This window comes from Paraburkholderia sp. SIMBA_054 (assembly GCF_046534875.1).
GTDB lineage: Bacteria > Pseudomonadota > Gammaproteobacteria > Burkholderiales > Burkholderiaceae > Paraburkholderia > Paraburkholderia hospita.
Genome location: NZ_JAWRXV010001048.1, coordinates 1 through 261, shown reverse-complemented (window position 1 = coordinate 261; position 261 = coordinate 1). Strand labels below are relative to the sequence as shown.

The window sequence follows — 261 nt, the reverse complement described above, 5'->3', positions numbered from 1 at the left end:
ATCCCATCCCAAACCCGGCAACTGCGCCAAGTAAGGTCGCAAAAAGTGCTGCCAGGAAGAACAAGCCGAATGCGGCCGCGGTGACCTCCCCTTCTGCAAACAACACAAATTGGAAAGCAAATAAAGCAAGCAAGGCGCCGAACGGATCAACGATGATGCCTTCCCATTTCAATAAAGCTGCCGGCCGGGCCTTTAATTTAGCCTGGCGAAGCAAGGGCATGATCACAGTCGGCCCGGTGACGATAAACAAGCCGCCGATGA

1 pseudogene is annotated in these 261 nt (G+C 54.0%); it reads right to left on the bottom strand.

The features are described 5' to 3' along the window. Window positions 1–261: pseudogene (locus SB822_RS58355) on the bottom strand (sodium:proton antiporter); the annotation flags it as partial.